Origin of the sequence: Streptomyces sp. NBC_00207, assembly GCF_045160965.1 — a bacterium.
In the GTDB taxonomy this organism is placed as follows: Bacteria; Actinomycetota; Actinomycetes; order Streptomycetales; family Streptomycetaceae; genus Streptomyces.
In genome coordinates this window covers 6,320,342-6,341,407 of record NZ_CP130715.1, presented here as the reverse complement: position 1 = coordinate 6,341,407, position 21,066 = coordinate 6,320,342, and the positions used below count along the sequence as shown (strand labels likewise).

Below are 21,066 nucleotides of genomic sequence, written 5' to 3'. Positions count from 1 at the left end.
GGAGCGGGGTCCGGGGCGGAGCCCCGGGTCTTTCAGCCTCGCCGGCGTTTGAGGCGCGGGGGTTCGGGGGCAGCGCCCCCGCAGCGGCGCCGCACCTGGGCACGGGTGGCTAGCGCAACGTCGTGCCGCGGTCCGTGCGGTACGTCGCGACCAGCGCAAGGCAGAGCGCGGCGATCGCCACGCGCCCGGACGCCTGGAGCAACGGTCCGCGCAGCAGGATGAAGGAGTAGCCCGCGACCAGCGGGACGACCACCGAGATCAGGCTGCCCGGCGGCGACCGCCGCGTGGCCCGTTTCGCGTAGCGCCGGTCGACGCGGGCGGAGGCGTACCCCATGCCCAGCAGCCCGGCGCCCATCCCCAGCGGACCGAAGTCGAGCCACAGCTCCGCCCAGATCGGGGAGGAGAGGTTGGTGTTGACCGTGCCCATCCACTGGCCGACCATCACGCCGGTGTCCCGCGGCTTGCCCTCCCAGACCGAACGGGGCACCGCGAAGAAGACCGACCCGGCCAGCTGGCGGCCGTAGAAGTGCCCGGGGCCCGACTCCGAGAAGGTGATGGTGTTCGCGAACATGCCGATCTGGTCGTAGTCCTTGAGCGCCATCGGCTCCAGGAAGGACGTGGTCTCGACCGGACGGTAGTTCTTCTCGTCGTACCGGAAGCGGTCGGCGAAGGGGAAGATCAGGAGCGCGACGACCACCGCCATCGACAGCGCCACGCGGTACATCGCCGCGCTCACCGGGAAGACGGTGAAGAGCAGCGCGAACATGACCGTCAGGAACCAGTACCGCGGGTTCGAGATCGGGTTGTTGACGATCAGGTTGAGGCCGGCGAGCGCCGCCCACGTGACGATGATCGACACCTTGCGGCGGGCGAACTTCGAGGTGATCAGCCAGCGTGTGTAGAGGAGCAGCGCGAGCAGGGCCGGTACGGTGCCGAAGCCGCGCAGCAGGGCCTGCCCGGCCTGGCCGTCGCCGTTGGAGACGCCCGCCTCCTGGATGCCGGCGATGATCTCCTGGCGGCTGGAGAAGAAGACCGCCGGACCGCCGAGCTTCATGATGAAGACCGCGCTGCACCCGAAGGACAGCACGGTCAGCAGCTGCAGGCGCCGCCGGTGCGCCATGACCGGGCGCGACACCTTCTGCGAGCCGCCCGCGCGCCCGGCCGGCCGGTGACGGGCCAGCAGCACGCCGACGTCGAAGGCCGTGCAGCCGAGCAGCACGAGCCCGATGGCGGCGGTCAGGTCGGAGCGCGGGCCGACGACGGGGGTCGGGACCTGGCCGAGGACGGCCTGCGCGAGCGGGGCCACGCCCATGGCCATGTAGACGAAGAGCCAGAAGGAGCCCTGGAGCAGCTTGCGGCGGCTGGTGAGCACCATCGCGGAGAGCCGGGCGCCCGCGTACATGGTGAGCAGGAGCTGGAGCCAGAAGGCCGCGTCACGGGCGCCCGCGCCGTCCTGGACGGCGACGAACAGCGGCAGGAAGACGGTGAATCCGAGGGCGAGCGGTACGGACAGCGCGCGCGAGAGGAGCGTGCGCGGGAGGGTGGCCCGGCCCCACAGGCTCTCGTCCTCGAAGGGGGACGGGACGGGCCGCTTCGCGGGCGTTGCGGAGGGCTTGCGTATGTCCGTCGTCACTGCAGCCCCCACCCGGTGTGCCTGGTCCGCGGGCAGTCTAGTCTGAGCGGGCCACGCCCGGGGAGGCGGCGGCGTGGGGCCCCCGGACGGAGTCCGGGGGAGCAGATGGGGGCGACAGTTGCGGGATCTTCCTTCCTTCACGCTGGCCGGGTACGACAAGGGCCGCGGGCTGCTGACGCAGGCGCTCTGGTTCGCCGTGATGAACACGCTGTTCATGAGCTGGTTCTGTCCGGCGCGGGTGCGGGTGGCGCTGCTGCGGGCCTTCGGGGCGCAGATCGGCGAGGGCGTGCTGATCCGGCACCGGGTGCGGGTGCTGTGGCCGTGGAAGCTCACCGTCGGGGACCACACCTGGATAGGCGAGGGCGCCTGGCTGCTGAACCTCGAGCCGGTGACGATCGGTTCGCACGTGTGCGTCTCGCAGGAGGCCCTGCTGTGCACCGGCTCGCACGACCACCGGGCCGCCGACTTCCGGTACCGCAACGCCCCGATCACCGTCGAGGACGGCGCGTGGGTGGCGGTACGGGCGACCGTGCTGGCCGGGGTCACGGTGGGCCGCTGCGCGGTCGCCGGCGCGGGCTCGGTCGTGCACAAGGACCTGCCGGAGCTGACCCTGCAGACCCAGGACGGGCAGCGCCGCCCGGTGGAGGAGCCCAAGTGAGCACCCCGCTGCGCGTGCTGCACGCCGTCACCCTGCACTCCCCCTCGCACGCCTTCGGCGGGCCGGTCCGGGTCGCGCTGAACCTGGCGAAGGGGCTGCGCGCCCGGGGCCACGAGGCGCGGCTGCTCGCGCTGGGCGAGGGCTTCGACGAGTGGCCCACCTCGGTGGAGGGCGTGCCGGCGAAGCTGTTCCCGGCCCGCCGCCTGCTCCCCCTCGGCTTCAGCGGGATGACCTCGCCGGCGCTGCTGGCCTCGGCCGGGCGCCTCGTGCGCGACGCGGACGTCGTCCACGTCCACCTGGCCCGGGACCTGGTGACCCTGCCGGTGGCCCTGGCGGCGCTGCGGGCCGGCAAGCCCCTGGTGCTGCAGACCCACGGGATGGTGGACCCGAGCGAGAAGCTGCTCGCCAAGGTCCTGGACGCGGTGGCGGTACGCCGGCTGCTGCGCGGCGCGGACGCGCTGCTGTACCTGACCCCGCACGAGCGGGAGGGCCTGGACGCGGTGGTGGGCGCGCCGCTGGCGCGGGCGGTCCGCCTGGTCAACGGGACCCCGGCGCAGGAGGAGCGGCCTCGGCCGGCCGGCCCGCCGCGGATCCTGTACTCGGCGCGCCTGCAGGCCCGCAAGCGGCCGGTGGACTTCGTGGACGCGGCCCCGGCGGTCCTCGCGGCGCACCCGGACGCGCACTTCGTGGTCGCGGGCCCGGACGAGGGCGAGCTGGGGGCCGTACGCGCCCGGATCGGGGCGCTGGGCCTGACGGACCGGTTCACGGTCCCGGGGGCGCTGTCCAGCGCGGAGGTCCTGGCGGAGCTGCGCCGGGCCCACGTGTACGTCCTGCCCTCGGTGGACGAGCCGTTCCCGATGTCGGTGCTGGAGGCGCTCTCGGTGGGCGTCCCCTCGGTGGTCACGCACTCCAACGGCCTGGCCCGCGACGTCGCGGGGGCCGGCGCGGGGCACGCGGTGGATCCCGGCCCGGAGGGCGTCGCCGCGGCCGTCCTGGCCCTGCTGGACCCGGCGGCCAACCGCGAGGCCTCGCTGGCGGCCCGCGCACTGGCCGCGGACTCCTTCTCCATGGACGCGGTCCTGGACACCCTGCTCCCGGTGTACGAGGGCGCGCTGCGCGGGTGAGGCCCTGCCGCGGCGTCAGATGACGTCGCGGCGGTGTTCCTCCACCACGGGTATCGCGCCCGCGGTCCGGCGCCGCTTGTAGATGCTGGTGTACACGGCGAGGCCGATGCCGCCCACCGCCATCATGATCAGACCGACCAGGTCGAGGTCGACGCTCTCCATCTCCCAGTCGCTGGCGAAGGTGAGGATGGCGCCCACCACGATCAAACCGATGCATCCACCGATGCCCATGAGTCCGCCTTCCGCCGTCGTGGCTGTGACCGCGCGGATACCCGGGTCCGGAGCACGAAAACGCCCCCGGGGGCCGGGAGTCCGGTCCTCGGGGGCGTTCTTCCCGCCGCTGCGGGCGCCCGCGGTGCTACGCGGGGATCCAGGCGTAGCAGCCGGAGGAGTTGAACTCCGCCGTGCCCGCCGGGATCGTCGCCGTGATCTTGTCGCCGGCCTTGAGCGGGGCCTCGGGGCCCGAGGCGAGGACGTTGCCGTCCTTGCCCTTGGCCTCCCAGGTGCAGTTCGTGGCCTGCGTCAGCGCCCGGTAGCTGCCCGCGGCGGGCGACTTCCGGGGGCCTTCGGCGAAGCCCTTCTCCGCCGCGGCGAGGATCGGCTTCTGGTCCGGGCACAGGTGCGTGATCGCGTCCTTGGCCCCCGGGATCTCCCCGGTGATGACGGCCCCGGTCGCGGCGTCCTTGTCGTGCTTCGCGGTGCGCGCCACCCGCTGGCAGGCCTCCTGGCCGGTCTGCAGGACGGCCGCCGGGTCCATCTTCTCGGGGACCCGCCCGCTCAGGTACTTCTTCTCCTGCTCCGTGAAGCTGCCCGTCTTCGGGGTGAGCTTCGCATCGGGGAGGACCGGGCCCGTCGGCTTCGCGTCGGCCGCGGGATCCGCCGCGGCCGGGGTGGCCGGGGCGTCCGCGGGATCGGGGGCCGCCGACGAGGCCGGAGGCTTCGCCTTCGCCCCGGAGTCGTCCCCGCCCGAACTGCAGGCGGTCAGGGTCAGGGCGGCGGTCAGCAGGACAGCGGCCGCCGCGGAGCGTCGGTACATCGGATGGCTCCCGTACTACTTACAGGGGTGGGACAGGCGTGCGGGGCCCGGCCACGTAGAGCCGGGCCCCGCACGCCGTCAGGCGGTTGCTTCGGTGGTCGCTACTTCGCGCCGAAGGTCAGAACCAGCTGCGGAGTACCCTCCGCCGCCGTGGACTCCGCGGACCAGATCCACAGCGGGTCGGTGCCCGTGCTCGTCAGGCCCAGGCTGTAGCTGCCGCCCAGCACCGCGGAGACCGCGGCGGTGTCCAGCTCGACGCTGTGCACGGCCGAGCCGTCCGGCACGCCCGCGATGCTGCCGAGCGGGGTGGTGCCGAGGGTGGGCTTGGTGTTGAAGGTGGTGCCCGCGCCGCTCCAGGTGCCGGTGACCGGGACCACGGAGACGGTGTCGGCGGTGCCGGCGCCCGCCTGCGTGGAGGTCTTGATCTGCAGCGAGGCGGACTTCAGGACCTGGCCGGCCGGGGCGGCCGGCAGGGCGAAGCGCAGGTACGTCTCGTACGCCGAGGTGCCGCGCACCGCGAGCGAGGTGGACGTGCCGTAGGCCGTGCTCGGGGCGCCCTGGTTGATGTAGGTGTCCTCGGTCGCCTTGACCGCGGAGACCGAGTCGGTGGGAGCCTTGGCCAGGTCGAAGTGGTTCTTGACCTGGGCCTGGGTGAGCGCCGTCGGGTAGACGGCCGTCTCGTCGAGCTGACCGGCGAAGAAGTTGCTCGTCGGGCGGGTCGGCCAACCGGAGAGGTTGTCACCGCCGGCGTGCCAGTAGCCCGCGTAGGCGGCGTTGCTGGTGGCGTTCAGCGAGCCCTTGTTCTGGCCGTCGACGTACAGCGTGATGCCGCCGGGGCCCTGGGTGCCGACCACGTGGTGCCACTTGTTGTCGTTGTACGTCTCGAACAGACCCGTGGAGACGGTCCGGGCCGAGCCGTTGTAGACGCCGAAGACGAGGCGACCGGTGTTGGTCATGTAGATGTGGCGGTCGAACGAGCCGCTGTTGCGCGTGGTGTTGTTGCCGAAGCCGATCAGCTTGCCGCCGCGCGTGGTGTTCGTCTTGAACCAGGTCTCGACGGTGAACGTGTTGCCGACCGTCTGACGGCGGTCGCCGTGCACCAGCTGGCTGGTTCCGTTGAAGCCCATCGCCGTGCTGGCGCCGGAGACCGCGCCGGGCGTCTGGCGCAGGGCCGGGGCGTTGAACTGGACGCCGCTGGTGTTGCCACCGCTGGAGGAGTCGGCCACGTACGGGCTGACGGTGTCGTCGTAGCGCCAGTACAGGTTGGCGCCGTCCGCGCGGACCTGGTTCGGGTACGACTGGACCGAGGTCGGGATCGTCACCGAGGCGACGGCCGACAGGGCGCTGGTGTTGCCCGCGTCGTCGGTCGCGGTCACCCGGTAGGTGTACGTCTGGCCGGCCTTGACCGTGGCGTCGGTCCAGGAGGCCTGCGGGCGCTCCCACTCCAGCGAGCTGGCGGTGACCGTCGCGGCCGGGGTGGCCGAGCCGTTGCGGTAGATGCGGTACGTCAGCTTGCTGTCGTCCGCGTCGTAGCTGGTGCGCCAGCGGACCTGCGCCTCGCCGGGCTTGACGCTCGCGGCGCTGGCCACCGGGGTGGTCGGGGCGCCGACGTCGCCGGTGGAGGCGAAGCGGGTCAGGCCCTGCTGGGCCTTGCCGTTGATGAGGGTGAACTCACCGCCGACCCACAGGTACTTGACGTCGTTCTTGTCGGCCACGGCCATGACGCGCGGGCCGATGCCCTCGCCGAGGCCGTCGTTGGCCGTGGGGTGCCAGCCGAGCTTGCCGGGGCCGCGCACGAACCCGTCCACGGGCGCGGGGGCGGCGCCTTCGTGGTTGGTCGGCTGGGCCAGCAGGAAGTTCCGCTTGCCGTCGGGGAACTCCAGCTCGGTGGAGCAGTCGTGCGCGTGCGAGGAGCTGTAGAGCACTCCCTCGTACGGCAGGACGAACTGGGTGGCACCGAGGCAGCGGTCGCGCCACTTCTCGGTGAAGTCGCTGAGGCGCAGGCCGATGCGGCCGTCGAAGACGCCGCCGCCGGAGCCCTCGTGGCCCGTGTAGAAGCCGGTCTCGTCGGTGGAGATGTCCTTGACGACCGAGTTCGACGGGATGTTGCCGTACGTCTTGGTGACCGCGCCGGTGGTGGCGTTGACCACGGCCAGGGCGTGGCTGTTGGTGCCGTTGACCGTGAAGAAGTCACCGCCCAGCAGCACGTTCTTGCCGTCGGGGGTGACCTCGACGGCGCGGCCCGGCTCGTCGACGTTGGCGACGAAGGGCTTGAGCGCACCGCTGCCGGCGTCCACGGCGGCGAACCGCTCGCGGGTCTGGCCGTCGACGGCGTTGAAGTCGCCCGCCGCGTACACGGTGTCGTCGGTGACGGCGAGTCCGCGCACGGTGGCGGGGAAGCCCGGGTGGAACGATGCCTTGGGGGTGCAGCTCGCGATGTCGATCGCCGCGAGGCTGGAGACCGGGGTGCCGTTGACGGCGCCGAAGTAACCGCCCGCGTACAGGGTCTTCTTGTCCTTGGAGACGACCAGGGTGCGCACGGTCGCCGTGCCGTCGCCGATGGTGAAGGCGAGCTTGCAGGCGGTGGGCTTGCCCGTCGCGGCGTCGAGCGCGACGAAGTTCACGGCCTCCTGCTCGGCACCCGCGGCGCCCTCGGGCGGACGGACCGCCGAGAAGGTACCGCCGGCGAAGACGGTGCCGTTCGCCTGGGCCATCGCAAAGACGATGCCGTCGGGCTGCCAGGTGGGCAGCTCGTCGGCGGTGAATGCCACCGGCGGCGTGATGGCGGACGCCTGAGGCATCAACACCAGGCCTATGCCGGTGCCGGCACCGGCCAGTGACAGGACGAGGGCAGCAGTCAGCCCTCTGGATCTACGCATGAGCCCCCCAGGGCAATTGCCCGGTTTGATGGCTGGAACTATCCGAACAGCCATATGTACGGGCGCAGACTAGGGCTCACGCGAGGGCCTGGTCACCTCTCTTGACCCATTGCATACCAACTTGGAATCAACGGTTCAGCATGGAGGGTGCACACCGGACATATGACAGGTTTGACCCGGCCACACCCGCAGAGAAGTGCGCGAATGACCGGGACACGGCAAATCGTAGGGGAAATATAAGGCCTCAGCGGTCGATTCGGACCGTCACACCCGCCAGTTGGTCCTCGACCTGCCGAATGTCGGCGTCGACCATGATCTGCGCCAGCTCCTCCACCAGGACCGACGGCTTCCAGCCAAGCAGGTCATGGGCCTTCGAAGCGTCGCCGATCAGGGCGTCGACCTCGCTGGGGCGCTCGTACTTGGCGTCGTAGCGCACGTGCTCGTTCCAGTCGAGACCGGCGTGCGAGAAGGACGACTCGACGAACTCGCGGACGGTCGCGGCCACTCCGGTGGCGACGACGTAGTCGGTGGGCTCGTCCTGCTGCAGCATCCGCCACATGGCGTCCACGTACTCGGGGGCGTAGCCCCAGTCGCGCACCGCGTCGAGGTTGCCGAGGTAGAGGTGGTCCTGGAGACCGGCCTTGATGCGGGCGACCGCGCGGGTGATCTTGCGGGTCACGAAGGTCTCGCCGCGGCGCGGGGACTCGTGGTTGAAGAGGATCCCGTTGACGGCGAACATGTCGTACGCCTCGCGGTAGTTCACGGTCGTCCAGTACGCGAAGACCTTCGCGGCGCCGTACGGGCTGCGCGGGTGGAACGGGGTCCCCTCGTTCTGCGGGGGCGGGGTGGCCCCGAACATCTCCGAGGACGAGGCCTGGTAGATGCGGGTGTCGACGCCGCTGGCCCGGATGGCCTCCAGCAGCCGCAGCGCGCCGAGGCCGGTCACGTCGCCCGTGTAGAGCGGGGCGTCGAAGGAGACGCGGACGTGGGACTGGGCGCCGAGGTTGTAGACCTCGTCGGGGCGTATGTCACGGAGCAGGTTCACCAGCGCGACACCGTCGGAGAGGTCGGCGTGGTGCAGGACGAAGGACCGGTTGGCCGTCTGCGGGTCCTGGTAGATGTGGTCGACCCGCTCCGTGTTGAAGCTGGAGGACCGCCGCACGAGCCCGTGCACCGTGTAGCCCTTGGAGAGCAGGAGCTCTGCGAGGTACGAGCCGTCCTGCCCGGTGACGCCGGTGATCAGTGCGGTCTTGCCCATACGGTCCCCCTGGGGATGGTTTCGGTCAGTTGTGATGAGCGGGGCGCCCCCACCCGTTCGGGGTCCCGGCAGGCAGACGGCCCGGCGCACCGGCCGGAACCGGGGACTGGATGCGTACCGTACACGCCCGGTCCAGCCGCCTTTGCGGCGGATTCCTCCACACCCTTCGCACACGGCCCGCACACCCCCGCCACCGGGGCCCGTTCGGGAGCGCGGCGGCGGGTCCGGGTCCGGGGTCGGGACCGTTGCGGCTCCCGCGCGAGCGGACTGGCATCATCGGCGGTATGACAAGTTCGCTGCCGCTCCTGCCCCCGAACGCCCGCGTCTTCGTCGCGGGCCACCGCGGCCTCGTGGGGTCCGCGGTCGCCCGGCGGCTGACCGCCGACGGCCACGAGGTGCTCACCCGGGGCCGCGCCGACCTCGACCTGCGCGACGCCGCCGCCACGGGTGCGTACCTGAAGGACGTCCGGCCGGACGCCGTCGTGCTGGCCGCCGCCAAGGTCGGCGGGATCATGGCCAACAGCACCTATCCGGTGCAGTTCCTGGAGGAGAACCTCCAGATCCAGCTCAGCGTGATCGGCGGCGCGCACGCCGCCGGCGTGGGCCGGCTGCTGTTCCTCGGTTCGTCCTGCATCTACCCGAAGCTGGCCCCGCAGCCCATCCGCGAGGACGCGCTGCTGACCGGCCCGCTGGAGCCGACCAACGAGGCCTACGCCCTCGCGAAGATCGCCGGCATCGTCCAGGTCCAGTCGTACCGCAAGCAGTACGGGGCCTCGTACATCTCGGCCATGCCCACGAACCTCTACGGCCCGGGCGACAACTTCGACCTGGAGACCTCGCACGTGCTGCCCGCCCTCATCCGGCGGTTCCACGAGGCCGCCGCCGAGGGCCGCGAGGAGGTCACCCTGTGGGGCTCGGGGACCCCGCGGCGGGAGTTCCTGCACGTGGACGACCTGGCCGCCGCGTGCGCCGTGCTGCTCGGCAGCTACGACGGCGACGAGCCGGTCAACATCGGCTGCGGCGAGGACCTGACCATCAGGGAACTGGCGGAGACGGTCGCCGAGGTGACCGGCTTCCGGGGCCGGCTCGCCTGGGACACGTCCAAGCCGGACGGAACCCCGCGCAAGCTGCTGGACGTCGGCCGCCTGACCTCGCTCGGCTGGAAGCCCGCCGTCCCGCTGCGGGACGGGATCGCCTCCACGTACAAGTGGTGGCGCGAGCAGGCCTGATCGCACAGGCGGCCTCGGCAATCCGGTGCCTCAGTACGCTCCGCGTCCGTCGACGACGGCGCGGAGCGTACGGCCCATCACGTCGACATCGCTGGTGAAGGACCAGTTGTCGACGTACTGCAGGTCAAGCTGGATGGTTTCGTCCCAGGACAGATCGGACCTGCCGCTGATCTGCCACAGCCCCGTCATCCCGGGCCGCACGGTGAGCCGCCGCAGTTCGACCTCGTCGTACTGGGCCACCTCCTCCGGCAGCGGCGGGCGCGGGCCGACCAGCGACATGTCGCCGATCATTACGTTGACCAGCTGCGGCAGTTCGTCCAGCGAGGTGCGGCGCAGCAGCCGGCCCACACGGGTCACCCGGGGGTCGCGGCGCATCTTGAACATCAGGCCGTCGTTCTCGTTCGCCCCGGACAGCTCGGCCTTGCGGGCGTCGGCGTCCATCACCATCGTGCGGAACTTCCACATGACGAACGGCACCCCGTCGCGGCCGATGCGCTGCTGCCGGTAGAAGGCCGGACCGCGCGAGCCGAAGCGGATGGCCAGCACGATCCCGAGGAAGACCGGTGCGAGGAGCAGCAGCCCGGCCGCGGCTCCCACCCGGTCCAGGGCCGACTTGAGCAGGGTCTGCACGCCACGGCCGACCGGGGGCGCGACCCGCAGCACGGCCAGCCCGCCCGCGGACAGGGTCTCCAGCCGCTTGACGGAGACCTCCACCAGCCCGGCGAAGACCGCCAGTTCGAGCCCCGCGTCGTGCAGGGCCCAGGCGACGCGGCGCAGCCGCTCCCCCGTGATGCGCACGCCGGGGGCCACCAGCACCAGGTCGGCGTGGTGGCTGCAGACGGCGCCGAGCACGGCCGCGGAGTCGGCGGCCGGGGCCTCGGGCATCGCCGCGTCGAGCCGGGCCGCCACGGGCACCCCGCTGGAAAGGGCCCCGGAGCCGACCGGGACCACGCCCACGACCACGTACGGGTGGTCGGTGCGGGCGGCGAGGTGCGCGATGACGTCCTCGGCCGCGTCGGGCTCGCCGATGACGAGGACCCGGCTCACGGCCTGGGCCTCGCGGCGGGCGGCCGAGAGGTGACGATAGGTCAGTTTGTGGCAGGCGACGGTGATGAGGAGGGCCGGCAGCAGGGCCCCGAGGGCGGACAGCCGGGGCGTGTCCTCCTCGGTCACCACGCGGGCGACGGCCAGCACGCCGATGAGAATCAGCCAGTCGTGCACGACGGGCAGCACTCCGCGCGACTCCCCGAGCGCGCGGGCCGCGTACCGCCGGCGCAGCGCCTGGACGCCGGTCCACGCCACGGCGGCGGCGAGGGCGCAGTAGAGGGGCCGGACCTGCTGTGCGGCATCGAAGACGAGCCCTACGGGGAGGGCGGCGCCGAAGAAGTCGGCGGCGACGGCGGCCGGGAGGTACCAGCGGGCCTTGTCCCCGAGGCGCCGGGCGGACCCGACGGAGTCATGGCCCGCCCCGGCCACTCTTTGCGCAGGAAAATGGACATGCCTCATGGGCCCCCCTGGCACGTGGTCTATGACAGCGGCGGGTGTCCATGGCTTCCCCTGGCAACGGACATCTGCCGCACCGGGAAACAGTACGACAAACACCCGTACGGTAAATGCCGTTTGGGTCAACGCAGCCTCTTGTTGCGCAAGTGTTAGCAACCGGTATCGGCCGTTCCGGATGCCCAACACCGCATGACGCACACGAAGGTGAATGGTCCGGATACCGGATACGTATCTTCGGACAACGAACCGTTTCCGGCCAACCTTTTGACGCGGCCCTGACATCTAGACCGACAAGTGGCAATCTTCGACCGTTCATCGCACCAGCCCTGTTCTGCCCGGAGGCCCACCCAGCCATCCGGAACCCCCCTTGCAGAAGGAGTCTGCGTTGAGGTCCACCCCCCAGAGGCGTGCCACCGCGGCCGGCGCGCTCGTTGCCGCGGCAGCCCTGCTCGCCGTAGGTATACAGACCGGCACCGCAACCGCCGACGCCACCGCGTCCCAGGCACCCAAGGCCGCCCAGCCCAATCCGGGCGCGGCCAACCGCGTACTCAGCGCTTCGGAGCGTGCGACGCTCCTCGCCGAGGCCAACTCGACCACCGCGCAGGCCGCCAAGGCGCTCGGCCTCGGCAGTGGCGAGAAGCTCGTCGTCCGCGATGTCGTCCAGGATGCGGACGGCACCACGCACACGACGTACGAGCGCACCTACAACGGCCTCCCTGTGCTCGGCGGTGACCTCACCGTTCACGCCAAGGGCGGTGTCACCAAGAGCGTGACCAAGGCGACCAACCACGAGATCAAGGTCGCCGACACCGACGCCACGGTCACCCCGTCGGCCGCGGAGAGCCAGGCCGTCTCCGCCGCGAGCGCCGAGGGCTCGAAGGAGGCCAAGGCCTCCAAGGGCGCCCGCAAGGTGATCTGGGCGGCCGAGGGCGCTCCGGTGCTCGCGTTCGAGACCGTCGTCGGCGGCCTCCAGCACGACGGCACCCCGAACGAGCTGCACGTGGTGACCAACGCCAAGACCGGCGCCAAGATCACCGAGTGGCAGGCCATCGAGACCGGCACCGGCAACACCATGTACAGCGGTCAGGTGACCCTCGGGACCACCCAGTCGGGCAGCACCTGGAACCTGACCGACGCCGCGCGCGGCAGCCACAAGACGTACAACCTCAACCGTGGCACCGGCTCCGGCACCGGCACGCTCTTCTCCGGCCCGGACGACATCTGGGGCAACGGCCTGCCGTCCAACCTGGAGACGGCCGGCGGTGACGCCCACTACGGCGCCGCGGTCACGTGGGACTACTACAAGAACGTGCACGGCCGCAACGGCCTGCGCAACGACGGCGTGGCCCCGTACAGCCGGGTCCACTACGGCAACGCCTACGTCAACGCGTTCTGGAGCGACTCCTGCTTCTGCATGACGTACGGCGACGGCGAGGGCAACAACAAGCCCCTCACCTCCACCGACGTGGCGGCGCACGAGATGACCCACGGTCTGACCTCGGTCACCGGCAACATGACCTACAGCGGTGAGCCCGGCGGTCTGAACGAGGCGACCTCCGACATCATGGCGGCGGCCGTCGAGTTCTACGCCAACAACCCGCAGGACGTCGGCGACTACCTCGTCGGCGAGAAGATCGACATCAACGGCGACGGCACCCCGCTGCGCTACATGGACAAGCCGAGCAAGGACGGCGCGTCCAAGGACGCCTGGTACTCGGGCCTCGGCGGCATCGACGTCCACTACTCCTCGGGCCCGGCCAACCACTGGTACTACCTGGCCTCCGAGGGCTCCGGCGCCAAGGTCGTCAACGGCGTGAGCTACGACTCGCCGACCTCCGACGGCCTCCCGGTCACCGCGATCGGCCGCGACGCCGCCTCGAAGATCTGGTTCCGCGCGCTGACCACCGGTCTGTTCAAGTCGAACACCAACTACGCGGCGGCCCGTACGGCCACCCTGCAGGCGGCGGCCGACCTCTACGGCGCCGGTTCGACCACCTACAACAACGCGGCGAACGCCTGGGCGGCCATCAACGTCGGCCCGCGCATCGTGAGCGGCGTCTCGGTCACCCCGATCGCCAACCAGAACACCCAGATCAACACCGCTGTCAGCCTGCAGGTCCAGGCCACCAGCACCAACCCGGGTGCGCTGAGCTACGCGGCGACCGGCCTGCCGGCCGGCCTGTCCATCAACTCCTCCACCGGCCTGATCTCGGGCACGGCCACCACCGCGGGCACGTCCAACGTGACCGTCACGGTGACCGACTCGCAGAGCAAGACCGGGACGGCGTCCTTCACCTGGACGGTCGGCACCGGCCAGCAGAACGTCTTCGAGAACACGAACGACTACCAGATCGCGGACAACGCCACGGTCGAGTCCCCGCTCTCGGTGACCCGCACGGGCAACGCCCCGAGCACGCTGAAGGTGGACGTGAACATCGTCCACACCTACGTCGGTGACCTGGTGGTCGACCTGGTCGCCCCCGACGGCAGCGTGTACAACCTGCGCAACCGCACCGGCGGCAGCGCGGACAACATCGTCCAGTCCTTCACCGTGAACGCCTCCTCCGAGGTCGCCAACGGCACCTGGAAGCTCCGCGTCAGGGACGCTGCCAGCCTGGACACCGGCTACATCAACAGCTGGAAGCTCACCTTCTGACCCCATCGGGGCAGCGTGAGCCACAGCTGAACCGTTAGACACGGGGCCGCCCGGGAGAAGACCTCCCCGGGCGGCCCTGTCCCATGAGCCGTCCCATCGGCCCTGCCGCGCACGCGGCGGACGTGGTGGACGTGGTGGACGTGGTGGAGTGGCCGGCGACGGATGCCGGTCCTGCGGACGGGGCCTGACGCGGAAGCGGCCCGGCCGCCGTGTGGGGCGCCGGACCGCTTCCGGGTCAGGGAGCCACCGGATCAGCCGATGGCGCGGAAGACGACGTCGAGGAGGTCCTCCTCTTCGTCCTCGTCGCGGGCCTGGTCGTCACGGGCCTGGTCTCCGCGGCCCTGGTCGTCACGCGCCTGGTCGTCACGAGCCTCGTCGTCGCGGGCCTGGTCACCACGACCCTGATCGTCACGCGCCTGGTCGTCACGGCTCTGGTCGTCACGAGCCTCGTCGTCACGCGCCTGGTCGTCGCGACCCTGGTCACCGCGGCCCTGGTCGTCACGAGCCTCGTCGTCACGAGCCTCGTCGTCGCGGGCCTGGTCGTCGCGGCTCTGGTCGTCACGCGCCTCGTCGTCACGCGCCTCGTCGTCACGGCCCTGGTCACCGCGGCCGTCGTCCTCCGCGTTCACCGGCGTGAAGTAGGCCGAGACGGCCCTCACCTGGTTCACCTGCCCGTCCGGCCTCAGCGTCGCCACCTCCTCGCCGGAGCAGTTGGGGTTGCTGAAGAGATGCGCCCGCGACTTCGTGTTGTTCTGGACCGCGACCGCGGGCTTGTCCTGCGAGGTGCGCGCCAGCACGTAGCAGGTGTTGGTGTCCGCCGGCCGGATCTGGCCGTTCTCCTCGATGTCGTTGTCGTTGACGAACCGGTAGTTCAGGGTGCCGAGCACACGGTCGCCGTGGTCGTCGGCCAGCGACGGGCCGGCGGTGGGCAGGACGAGCGCGAGAGCGCTGACGAGCATGGCGGCGGTGGTGCGAAGACGCATGGGGGGAAGTCCGTTCCTCGGGTCCGCGGATGCCGGGTCCGGTGGCATCCGCGGGCAGCGTAGGAGCGGAACACGCCGCTGAAACGATTCAGCATGCCCAGTACGTTCGAAGGTTCACCCGTGAGGTCCCAGCCGGGGGACTTCAGTTCCGAGCGGGGGGTGCCACCGCGCCCGCAGGTTCCGGGGACTTCGTGCGGGCCCGCGGGATGCCGGCGGCCGTGTCCGGGGTCCCGCCGCGGAGCAGCAGGAAGACCGTCAGGGCGCCGGCCAGACCCATCGCGGCCGAGGCCAGGAACGTCTCGCGCAGACCGTTCGCGAAGGCCGCCTCCACCAGGCCGGTCAGCGCCTCGCGGGCCGCACCCGCCGGGGCCTCGGCGAGCAGCTGCCCGGCGCCGCCGGACGCCAGCGGCTCCGCCAGGTCCCGGCCGCCCTCGCCGAGCCCGGAGCGCAGCCCCGCGTGGAAGACGGCGCCGAGCACGGCGATGCCGAGGGCGGTGCCCAGCTGGCGCGCGGTGTTCAGGGCGCCGCCCGCCATGCCCGCCCGGGCCGGGGCCACGGCCCCCATCGCCGTGGCGGCGAGCGCCGGAGTGGCCGCGCCCACCCCCACGCCGGTCACGAGCAGGCCGGGGACCAGCGCGCTCCAGCCGTCCCCGGCGTCCAGCATCCAGGCCTGGAGCAGCGCGCCGACGCCGATCAGCAGCAGCCCGCCGCCGATGGTCAGCCGGGGCGGGACCCCGTGCAGCAGCCGCCCGGCCACCGCGGCGACGACGAAGCCGGCCGCGCTCAGCGGCAGCAGCACCAGCCCCCCGCCGACCGGGCCCATCCCCTCGGCGGACTGCAGCCAGAGGGAGACGTACATGAGGTAGGAGAACGCGGCGCCCGAGAGCAGCAGTCCGGCGGCCATGACGGCGACGAAGGTGGGGCTGCGGAACAGCGAGAGGTCCAGCATCGGGTGGGCGCTGCGCAGTTCCACGAGGACGAAGGCGCCGAAGGCGGCCACGCCGAGGCCGAGCAGGGCGAGGGTGGTGGGCGAGCTCCAGCCGTTCTCGCCCACCCGGATCACGGCGTAGGTGAGGGCCGCGGCGCCCGTGGTGAAGGTGGCCATGCCGGGCAGGTCGAGCCGCCCGGCGCGCGGGGCGCGGGATTCGGCCACCGCCTTGAGGGTGACGTACACGGCCAGCGCGCACACGGGCAGGTTGATGAAGAAGATCCAGCGCCAGCCGAACTGCTCGGTGAGCAGTCCGCCGATGATCGGTCCGGCCGCGGCGGCGGCGCCGTTGACCGCGCCCCAGACGCCGAAGGCCACTCCGCGGTCACGGCCCTGGTAGGCGGAACTGAGCAGGGCCATGGTGGTGGCGAACATGGCGGCTCCGCCGATGCCCTGGACGGCGCGGAAGGCGATCAGTTCGGCCGGGCCGGTGGCCAGCCCGCAGGCGAGCGAGGCGGCGGCGAAGAGCCCGAGTCCGGCGAGGTAGACGCGGCGGCGGCCGATCCGGTCGGCGAGCGAGCCCGCTCCCAGCAGCAGGGCGGCCAGCGCGAGCGCGTAGACGTCCATCACCCACTGGAGGGCGGAGAAGCCGCCGAAGGAAGGGTCGGCAGCCATGTCGGCGGCCATGTCGGGCAGGGCGACGGTCACGATCGTGACGTCGACCAGGAGCATGAAAGCCCCGAGGCAGACGGCCGTCAGTGGCAGCCATTTGCGCATGGGAGTTCTCCTCGGATGACGGAGCGGTGAAGGCGCGGGCGGATCCCCGGTGGCCCCAAGGTCCCATCGCATGGCCCCCGTCCCCCATCCAGCAGCCTCCTTCTGCCGGATTTCCGTCACGGGAACCCCTGTCATGATGGAAACCATGAACGACACGGAGCTGGACGCGCTCGACCGGTCCCTGGTCCAGGCCCTCGTGATCGACGGCCGGGCCCCCTTCAGCCGGCTCGCCGAGGTGCTGGAGGTCTCCGACCAGACCGTCGTACGCCGCTACCGGCGGCTGCGGACCACCGGCCTGATCCGGGTGGTCGGGCTGCCGGTGGGCAGCCGCGTCGGGCTGTTCGAGTCCTGGCTGCGGGTGCAGTGCGCCCCGGACGCCGCGCTCCCGGTTGCCGAGGCGCTCGCCCGCCGCCCGGACATCGCGTGGGTGACCCTGAACTCGGGCGGCACGGAGGTCCACTGCATGACGCGGGCCCGTACCCGCAAGGACCGGGACACGCTGCTGCTGGAGAAACTGCCGCGCACCCGGCGGGTGACCGGCATCAGCGCCCACACCATCCTGCGGAAGTTCTTCGGCGGGCCCGACGCGTGGGCGGGCGTGGACGAGCTGCGCCCCGACCAGATCGCCGCCCTGGAACGGCCGCCGGCCCCGCCCGCGCCGGAGCGGTACGCCCTGGACGACACGGAGTTCGCGCTGCTCGCGGTGCTGGGCCGGGACGGCCGCGCCGGGTATCCGGAACTGGCCCGGGCCACCGGCCTGTCGGAGTCGACCGCCCGCCGCAGGCTGGAGCGGCTGCGCGAGCTCGGGGCCCTCTTCTTCGACGTGGAGTTCGTCCCCACGCTCTTCGGGTACGAGGCGGAGGCGACGGTGGTGCTGACCGTCCCGCCCGCCCGCCTCGCGGAGGTGGGAGCCGCGCTGGCGAGCCACCGCGAGGTGCCGTTCGCGGCGGCCGTGACCGGGGCGGCCTCCCTGATGGCGGTGGTCGTGTGCCGGGACACCGACGCGCTCTACACGTACCTGACCGAGCGGATCGGCGCGGTGGACGGGGTGGGGCAGGTGGAGGTGATCCCGGCCCTGCGCAGCGTCAAGCGGGCCGGGATGCTCGTGGAGGGCGAGCGGCTGGTGGATCCGCCGCCCGCCCCCTGAACCGGTACCGCGGCGGGTCCTACCGCAGCAGTACGCCGCCTCCCGCGTCCGTGTCCACCGGGGACGCGACCAGGCCCAGTTCGGCCGGGGTCGCCAGCAGCGGGTGCGCCGGCAGGATCCGTACCGTGTAGCCGAAGGGCCCCGTGCGGTCGAGGGCGAGCGGGCCCTCGTACACCCAGCGCCCCTCCAGGTCGGGCCCCGCGGCGGGCTTGAGCGGGAAGGTCCGCCCGTCCCGGATCACGTCCTGTGCGTCCACCCGGCCGGCGAAGACCTGCACCTCCACGTCCTCGGGCGCGAGGGAGTCCAGCGACACCAGCACCCGCAGGGTGAGGGTGGCGCCCAGTTCGGCGGTGCCGTTCACGGGAGCCGCGGCGAGCGCCTCCACGTGCTCGACGGAGATCCGCGGCCAGGCCGCCCGGACCCGTCCCTTCCACCAGGCGAGGTCGCGCGCGGCCCCTGCGTCCAGGGTCCGGTGGGCGAGCGCGGCCGGCGCGTAGAGCCGCTCCACGTACTCGCGCACCATCCGGCCCGCGAGCACCTTCGGCCCCAGCGAGACGAGCGTGCGCCGGACCATCTCGATCCACCGCACCGGGAGCCCGCTGCGCCCGGCCCGGTCGTAGAACCGGGGCGCGACCCGGTTCTCGATCAGCTCGTAGAGGGCGCTCGCCTCCAGGTGGTCGCGCCGGTCCTCGTCCGCGCCGAGCCCGTCGGCGGTCGGGATGGCCCAGCCGAAGTCCGGCTCGAACCACTCGTCCCACCAGCCGTCCAGCACGGACAGGTTGAGGCAGCCGTTCAGTGCGGCCTTCATCCCGCTGGTCCCGCACGCCTCCAGGGGCCGCAGCGGATTGTTCAGCCAGACGTCGCAGCCCGGGTAGAGCTTCTGCGCCATGGCCATGCCGTAGTCGGGCAGGAAGACGATCCGGTGCCGCACCCGCGGGTCGTCCGCGAACCGCACCAGTTCCTGCACGAGCCGCTTCCCGCCGTCGTCGGCCGGGTGCGCCTTGCCCGCGACCACGATCTGCACCGGCCGGTCCGGGTCCAGCAGCAGCCTGCGCAGCCGGTCCGGATCGCGCAGCATCAGCGTCAGCCGCTTGTACGAGGGCACGCGCCGGGCGAAGCCGATGGTCAGCACGTCGGGGTCGAGTACGGAGTCCACCCAGCCCAGTTCGGCGGCGGCGGCCCCGCGCTGGAGCCACGAGGCCCGCAGCCGGTCCCGTACCTCCTGCACCAGCTGCTCCCGGAGCACCCGCCGCAGGTCCCACACGTCCTGGTCGGGGATCTCGGCGACCGCGTCCCAGCGGTGGGAGCCGCCGACCGACAGGGCGTCCTCGGTACGGCCCGCGCCGATCTGGCGGACGCCGAGCCGGACCACCTCCGGGGCCACCCAGGTCGGGGCGTGCACGCCGTTGGTCACGGAGGTGATGGGCAGTTCGGCCGGGTCGAAGCCGGGCCAGAGGCCGGCGAACATCTCCCGGCTGACCGCTCCGTGCAGGGTGGAGACGCCGTTGGCCCGCTGGGCCAGCCGCAGTCCCATCACGGCCATGTTGAACACCCCGGGGTCACCCCCGGGATAGGTCTCGGCGCCGAGCTCCAGGATCCGCTCGACCGGTACGCCGGCCAGTTCCCCGCCGTCCCCGAAGTGCCGGGCGACCAGGGCCCGCTCGAAGCGGTCGATCCCGGCCGGGACGGGGGTGTGCGTGGTGAACACGGTCCCGGCGCGCACCGCCTCGACGGCGGCGTCGAAGCCGAGCCCCTGCTCCCGCTCCAGTTCCCTTATGCGTTCGAGCCCGAGGAACCCGGCGTGGCCCTCGTTGGTGTGGAAGACCTCGGGGGCGGGGTGGCCGGTGAGGCCGCAGTACAGCCGGACGGCGCGGACGCCGCCGATGCCCAGCAGCATCTCCTGGAGCAGCCGGTGGTCGCTGCCGCCGCCGTAGAGCCGGTCGGTCACCTCTCGGGCGGCGGCGTCGTTGTCCTCGACGTCGGAGTCCAGGAGCAGCAGCGGCACCCGCCCGACGCGGGCCTGCCAGATGTGCGCGTGCAGGGCGCGGCTGCCGGGCAGGGTCAGGGAGACCCGGGCGGGGGTCCCGTCCTCCTGGCGGAGCAGGCCGAGCGGGAGTTCGTTGGGGTCCAGTACGGGATAGTGCTCCTGCTGCCAGCCGTCGCGGGACAGGGACTGGCGGAAGTAGCCGTGGCGGTAGAGCAGTCCCACTCCGATGAGCGGGACGCCGAGGTCGCTGGCGGCCTTCAGGTGGTCCCCGGCGAGGATGCCGAGGCCGCCGGAGTACTGCGGCAGGGCGGCGGTGATTCCGAACTCGGGGGAGAAATAAGCGATGGCGGCGGGCAGTTCCGCGCCGTTCTCCTGGCTCTGGTACCACCTCCCGCCGTTGACGTAGTCGTCGAGGTCGGCGGCGACGACGGCGAGGCGCCGCAGGAAGCGGCGGTCTGCGGACAGTTCCGCGAGCCGGGCGGCGGAGACGGCGCCGAGCAGCCGGACGGGATCGCCGCCGGCGGCCAGCCAGCCCTCGGGGTCGACGGATTGGAAGAGTTCACGGGTCTCGGAATGCCACGACCAGCGCAGATTGCGCGCGAGGTCGGTGAGCGGCAGCAGGGTTTCCGGGAGGACGGGGCGCACGGTGAATCGACGGATAGCCTTCACACGTTCCACCTTCGCAGGGGATTGCGGATCGGAGCGGTCGCACCACGCTGTGCACCCGCGCATCACCCCGGGAAGGCTAGCGAGGCCCGCGTGTTCCGGCCATGGCGCCTCCGGCGGTGGCCGCCGGCCCCGCCTCCCGCCCCCTGCCGGCGGCTCCGGGTCCGGCCGGGCCGCCGCGACGGCGTGCGCACGCTGCTCGCCGGGGCTCCGGGGGCTGTGGGCCCCGTCTCCTGACCACTCGTTCGAGCGGTCCGTGAGGTGCCCGGGAGACCCGTGGGACGGGTGGTGTCGGCCCCTACGTCACCTAGTACCGGCCGACTTGACGGAGCCCCGACGGATGTCGATCCGGGGCTGGGTATTGCCCGTTCCACTACGTACGAGTAGTTAACCGAGCGCGCGGATTGGGCTGGGCGAGAGTGGGAAGGGCTCCCCGGGTACACGTCGTACACGCACGAGGCACCCGCCCACAAACCCTCTCCCCGCCACCCGAGTGAACGCGGACAGGAGCGGCCATGCCCGCAGCCCAGCCGTCTTCCGAGCGGCTAGAAACAGAGCGAACAGAGCGTGCACTACCAGTCGTGACTCCGACTGGCCTGTTG

At 72.0% G+C, this 21,066-nt stretch carries 14 protein-coding genes; 5 read left to right on the top strand and 9 right to left on the bottom strand.

Annotated elements, in window-relative coordinates; all coding sequences use genetic code 11:
* Positions 1-109: 109 nt before the first annotated feature.
* Positions 110-1,633, bottom strand: a complete 1,524-nt coding sequence (locus OG472_RS30110; RefSeq protein ID WP_401612009.1) for a hypothetical protein — start codon at positions 1,631-1,633, stop codon at positions 110-112.
* 118 nt (positions 1,634-1,751) lie between these two features.
* On the opposite strand from OG472_RS30110, the gene OG472_RS30105 reads away from it, so the two are divergent.
* A complete protein-coding gene (locus OG472_RS30105; protein ID WP_405832048.1) occupies positions 1,752-2,291 on the top strand; it encodes a WcaF family extracellular polysaccharide biosynthesis acetyltransferase in 540 nt (179 codons plus the stop codon).
* A gap of 8 nt (positions 2,292-2,299) precedes the next feature.
* Positions 2,300-3,415 carry a glycosyltransferase gene (locus OG472_RS30100; RefSeq protein ID WP_401612190.1) on the top strand — a complete coding sequence of 372 codons (1,116 nt, stop codon included), beginning with the start codon at positions 2,300-2,302 and terminating at the stop codon, positions 3,413-3,415.
* Between the two features lie 15 nt (positions 3,416-3,430).
* Here the strand turns inward: OG472_RS30100 and OG472_RS30095 are convergent, their stop codons facing one another.
* From OG472_RS30095 to gmd, 4 genes are all read right to left on the bottom strand, one after another.
* Positions 3,431-3,646 (bottom strand): DUF6458 family protein, encoded by a 216-nt coding sequence (locus OG472_RS30095; protein ID WP_401612005.1) that lies wholly within the window; start codon positions 3,644-3,646, stop codon positions 3,431-3,433.
* 127 nt (positions 3,647-3,773) lie between these two features.
* The gene (locus OG472_RS30090; protein ID WP_401612003.1) at positions 3,774-4,451 is read right to left on the bottom strand and encodes a hypothetical protein; all 678 of its coding nucleotides are present in this window, start codon (positions 4,449-4,451) and stop codon (positions 3,774-3,776) included.
* A gap of 101 nt (positions 4,452-4,552) precedes the next feature.
* Positions 4,553-7,330, bottom strand: a complete 2,778-nt coding sequence (locus OG472_RS30085) for a DNRLRE domain-containing protein (protein ID WP_405832045.1) — start codon at positions 7,328-7,330, stop codon at positions 4,553-4,555.
* Between the two features lie 244 nt (positions 7,331-7,574).
* On the bottom strand, positions 7,575-8,588 hold the full coding sequence (gmd, locus tag OG472_RS30080; RefSeq protein ID WP_361755047.1) for a GDP-mannose 4,6-dehydratase: 1,014 nt from the start codon (positions 8,586-8,588) through the stop codon (positions 7,575-7,577).
* A gap of 284 nt (positions 8,589-8,872) precedes the next feature.
* Here gmd and OG472_RS30075 point away from each other — a divergent pair, with 284 nt between their 5' ends.
* Positions 8,873-9,817 carry a GDP-L-fucose synthase family protein gene (locus OG472_RS30075; protein WP_401611999.1) on the top strand — a complete coding sequence of 315 codons (945 nt, stop codon included), beginning with the start codon at positions 8,873-8,875 and terminating at the stop codon, positions 9,815-9,817.
* A 30-nt stretch (positions 9,818-9,847) separates the two neighbouring features.
* On the opposite strand, the gene OG472_RS30070 is transcribed toward OG472_RS30075, so the two are convergent.
* Positions 9,848-11,323, bottom strand: a complete 1,476-nt coding sequence (locus tag OG472_RS30070) for a sugar transferase (RefSeq protein ID WP_401611997.1) — start codon at positions 11,321-11,323, stop codon at positions 9,848-9,850.
* Positions 11,324-11,705: 382 nt separating this feature from the next.
* On the opposite strand from OG472_RS30070, the gene OG472_RS30065 reads away from it, so the two are divergent.
* Positions 11,706-13,976: a M4 family metallopeptidase gene (locus OG472_RS30065; RefSeq protein ID WP_401611995.1), complete on the top strand. Its 2,271-nt coding sequence runs from the start codon at positions 11,706-11,708 to the stop codon at positions 13,974-13,976.
* Between the two features lie 251 nt (positions 13,977-14,227).
* Here OG472_RS30065 and OG472_RS30060 read toward each other — a convergent pair whose 3' ends face one another.
* A complete protein-coding gene (locus tag OG472_RS30060) occupies positions 14,228-14,959 on the bottom strand; it encodes a hypothetical protein (protein ID WP_405942252.1) in 732 nt (243 codons plus the stop codon).
* 142 nt (positions 14,960-15,101) lie between these two features.
* Positions 15,102-16,664, bottom strand: a complete 1,563-nt coding sequence (locus tag OG472_RS30055; protein WP_405832041.1) for an MFS transporter — start codon at positions 16,662-16,664, stop codon at positions 15,102-15,104.
* 145 nt (positions 16,665-16,809) lie between these two features.
* Here OG472_RS30055 and OG472_RS30050 point away from each other — a divergent pair, with 145 nt between their 5' ends.
* Positions 16,810-17,811 carry an Lrp/AsnC family transcriptional regulator gene (locus tag OG472_RS30050; RefSeq protein ID WP_401611987.1) on the top strand — a complete coding sequence of 334 codons (1,002 nt, stop codon included), beginning with the start codon at positions 16,810-16,812 and terminating at the stop codon, positions 17,809-17,811.
* 19 nt (positions 17,812-17,830) lie between these two features.
* On the opposite strand, the gene glgP is transcribed toward OG472_RS30050, so the two are convergent.
* On the bottom strand, positions 17,831-20,467 hold the full coding sequence (gene glgP / locus OG472_RS30045) for an alpha-glucan family phosphorylase (RefSeq protein ID WP_401611985.1): 2,637 nt from the start codon (positions 20,465-20,467) through the stop codon (positions 17,831-17,833).
* Positions 20,468-21,066: the final 599 nt, after the last annotated feature.

What these genes read in the sequence shown, in the direction of transcription:
- OG472_RS30095 (WP_401612005.1), bottom strand. Translation starts at nt 3,646, where the DNA reads ATGGGCATCGGTGGATGCATCGGTTTGATCGTGGTGGGCGCCATCCTC.
- OG472_RS30090 (WP_401612003.1), bottom strand. Translation starts at nt 4,451, where the DNA reads ATGTACCGACGCTCCGCGGCGGCCGCTGTCCTGCTGACCGCCGCCCTG.
- OG472_RS30085 (WP_405832045.1), bottom strand. Translation starts at nt 7,330, where the DNA reads ATGCGTAGATCCAGAGGGCTGACTGCTGCCCTCGTCCTGTCACTGGCC.
- gmd (WP_361755047.1), bottom strand. Translation starts at nt 8,588, where the DNA reads ATGGGCAAGACCGCACTGATCACCGGCGTCACCGGGCAGGACGGCTCG.
- OG472_RS30075 (WP_401611999.1), top strand. Translation starts at nt 8,873, where the DNA reads ATGACAAGTTCGCTGCCGCTCCTGCCCCCGAACGCCCGCGTCTTCGTC.
- OG472_RS30070 (WP_401611997.1), bottom strand. Translation starts at nt 11,323, where the DNA reads ATGAGGCATGTCCATTTTCCTGCGCAAAGAGTGGCCGGGGCGGGCCAT.
- OG472_RS30060 (WP_405942252.1), bottom strand. Translation starts at nt 14,959, where the DNA reads ATGCGTCTTCGCACCACCGCCGCCATGCTCGTCAGCGCTCTCGCGCTC.
- OG472_RS30055 (WP_405832041.1), bottom strand. Translation starts at nt 16,664, where the DNA reads ATGCGCAAATGGCTGCCACTGACGGCCGTCTGCCTCGGGGCTTTCATG.
- OG472_RS30050 (WP_401611987.1), top strand. Translation starts at nt 16,810, where the DNA reads ATGAACGACACGGAGCTGGACGCGCTCGACCGGTCCCTGGTCCAGGCC.